Annotated in this window: 4 protein-coding genes; all 4 read right to left on the reverse strand. The window is 62.1% G+C overall.

Translation table 11 applies throughout. The features are described 5' to 3' along the window. Positions 1-2: 2 nt before the first annotated feature. Entirely contained in the window at positions 3-785 is a 783-nt protein-coding gene (locus QTH97_RS36705) for a 1,6-dihydroxycyclohexa-2,4-diene-1-carboxylate dehydrogenase (RefSeq protein ID WP_286573692.1), read from the reverse strand. Beyond that, positions 782-1801 (reverse strand): benzoate 1,2-dioxygenase electron transfer component BenC, encoded by a 1020-nt coding sequence (gene benC / locus QTH97_RS36710; protein WP_286573693.1) that lies wholly within the window; start codon positions 1799-1801, stop codon positions 782-784. The genes QTH97_RS36705 and benC overlap by 4 nt, the downstream gene beginning before the upstream one ends. An 8-nt stretch (positions 1802-1809) precedes the next feature. After that, the gene (benB, locus tag QTH97_RS36715; protein WP_286573695.1) at positions 1810-2295 is read right to left on the reverse strand and encodes a benzoate 1,2-dioxygenase small subunit; all 486 of its coding nucleotides are present in this window, start codon (positions 2293-2295) and stop codon (positions 1810-1812) included. Between the two features lies 1 nt (position 2296). Then, the coding region (locus tag QTH97_RS36720; protein ID WP_286573696.1) for an SRPBCC family protein at positions 2297-2860 on the reverse strand (564 nt) is incomplete at its 5' end.

Genomic DNA, 2860 nt, shown 5'->3' on the forward strand with positions numbered 1-2860 from the left:
GTTCAGCCGAGGTCGCCGCCGCCGACTGGAAGGATCGACCCGGTGATATAGGACGATTCGTCGGACGCGAAGAACAGGATGGGGGCGACCTGCTCATCGATCGTTGCGTATCGGTGCATGAGGCTGGAGTCCTTGGTCTGATCGACGATGGCCTGGTACCAGCTCCTCTCCTTGGCCGTCTGCCTGGCCGCGTTGCGCGGGATCTTTCGCGGCGGTGCGTCGGTGCCGCCTGGCGCGGTGGCGTTGATGCGGATGCCGTTCCTGGTCTGCTCCATCGCGATCGAGGCGGTGAGCGCATTGACCCCGCCCTTGGCCGCCGCATAGGGCACCCGATGAACGCTGCGCGTTGCGATGGACGAGACGTTGACGATGGTTCCCTTCTTCTTCTTGACCATGAAGGGCAGCACTGCGCGACAGCACCACAGGGTCGGGAACAGGGAGCGACGGATCTCTTTCTCGATTTCCTGCTCGCCGTACTGGTCATACGGCTTTGCCCAGATCGTGCCGCCGACGTTATTGATCAGCACGTCCACACGCTTGTACCGATTCAGCGCCTCGTCGACCATGCTCTGTGCCCCGGCAAAGGTCTCCAGGTCTGCCTCGAACGCGGCAGCCTTTCCTTGCGCAGTCGTGATCTCATCGACCACCTCGTGCACCAGTGGCGAGCGGTCCACCGCCAGGACGGTGCCGCCCTCGGCAGCCACTCGCAGCGCGACGCCGCGGCCGATGCCCTGCGCCGCACCGGTGACGATGACGACCTTGCCTTGGAATCGGCCTGTGCTCATGCTGTCACCGCAGCTTCGTTGGCAGATGAGAATTTCTCGAAGTGGAAGCTCTTTGGTGTGACACCGACGCTGCCCATCCACTTGCGAACGCCCTCCACCATTGGCGGCGGCCCGCAGACATAGACGTCGACATCGCCGTCGTTGAGGTGCGCGGGCGTCAGATGGTTGGTCACATAGCCCAGCCGGGGATGACCGCTTTCATTGTCGACGACCACAGTGAAATAGTCGAAGTTCGATATGACCGACTTCAGCTCGGCAAGGGTGTCGAGCTCGACCAGATCGTCATTGCTGTTGACACCGTAGGCGAGCAGGATCGGCTGGTCCGTCGGGTTGTCCTTGATCCACAGCAGCATCGACAGGAACGGCGCCAGGCCCGTTCCGCCTGCCAGCATGAGGATCGGGCGGATCGTGGGGCGCAGATAGAAGCTTCCATACGGCCCAGTGAACATCATGAAGTCCTCGGGCTGCGCCTTGTGACGCATGTAGCTGCTCATCAACCCATCGGGTACGTCGCGGATCAGGAACGACAGATCCGTACTGCGGGGCGCCGAGCTGAACGAGTACGAGCGTGTTTCCTTGCTCCCCGGCACCTGAAGATTCACGTACTGACCTGGCAGGAACGACAGCGGTCGCTCGGCCTGGAGCGAGAAGGACACGGTGGTTGCCGAGTCGCGCGCGATCTTGGTGAGCTTGCCACCATGCGTTCCGACCTCGGTCTTGCAGGCCGCTGCCGATGCCGGCACCCGGATCACGCAGTCGGACTTGGGCTTCATCTGGCAAGTGAGCACGTAGCCCTCGGCGGCTTCGTCTTCGGTGAGCGCGTCTTCGATATAGGCGCCCATCTCGTACTCGCCGCTCTCACAGTGGCACTTGCAGGTGCCGCAAGCGCCGTCACGGCAATCGAGCGGGATGTTGATCTTGGCGGCGTAAGCGGCATCGCAGACCAGCTCGGCCGGACCGCATGGAATGATGCGCGAGACACCATCTTCGAACTGCAGCGCAATGTTGTAGGCCATGTCACTTCTCAGAGGTGGTAAACGTCAAGCATGTGGTGGATGTAGTCGTTCTTCACCACCACGTACTTGTCCTTGATCAGCGGCTTGGGCCCGCTGGTGTCCAGGACGTAGCGACAGGTGCCGAAGTAGAGATCGACGATGTCGTAGCGGAAGCTGTGCGTCGTCCAGTTGAAGCAAACCTCACAGCGCCCCTCGTCCTGCGACAGGACTTCGAGGTTCGAGATCGAGCGGTTGTAGCGCGTGTCCGGCGTCGACGAACTTGCGCGTTCGGTCTCGATGCGAAACACCCGATCCTCCAGGCCCTGCTTGCTCGGGTAGTAGATGAGCGAGACCTCGTTGTGAGGATCCGTGGTGAGCTTGTCGTCGTCATCCCACGACGGCATGTAGTAGGTCACGTCGTCGGCGAAGCACGCCAGCCAGTCAGCCCAGCGCTTCTCGGCCTGTGCACGTGCTTCCTGGTAGAGGAAGGCTTGAATGGCTTCGTAGGACAGCATTTCATTCGCCTCCGTTGGCGTGCTCGGCCTTGAACGCCTTCTTCATGGTGTCCAGCCAGTACTCGTGCTGCCCGATGTACAGCCCCTCATCCTCGGTTTTGATGCAGCTCAGCTCCGGCTTCAAGCCGATCAGGTCGGCGCTGGCATCAGGTCCGCGAACCCAGTGCGTCGCGCCGCGGCTCATGTCGTTCCACTTGACCGCGCGCGCCTCGTAGCCGTGCTGGCAGGAGCGGAATTCCTCCAGGTCATCGGGCGTCGCCATGCCGGTGGCATTGAAGAAGTCTTCGTACTGGCGCAGGCGGCGCTCGCGCGACTCGGGCGCTTCGCCCTTGGGTGCAATGCAATAGATCGTCACCTCGCTCTTGTTCACCGAGATCGGCCGCACCACCCGGATCTGGGAGCTGAACTGGTCCATGAGATAGACGTTCGGGTACAGGCACAGGTTGCGCGACTTGCGCAGCATCCAGTCGGCCTTGCCCTCGCCAAACTTCCCGACCCACTCGTCGCGCTTGGCGAACAGCGGCCGGTCTTCCGGGTTCGACCAGTTGGTCCACAGCAATATGTG

Source organism: Variovorax gracilis (assembly GCF_030317115.1).
GTDB lineage: Bacteria > Pseudomonadota > Gammaproteobacteria > Burkholderiales > Burkholderiaceae_C > Variovorax > Variovorax gracilis.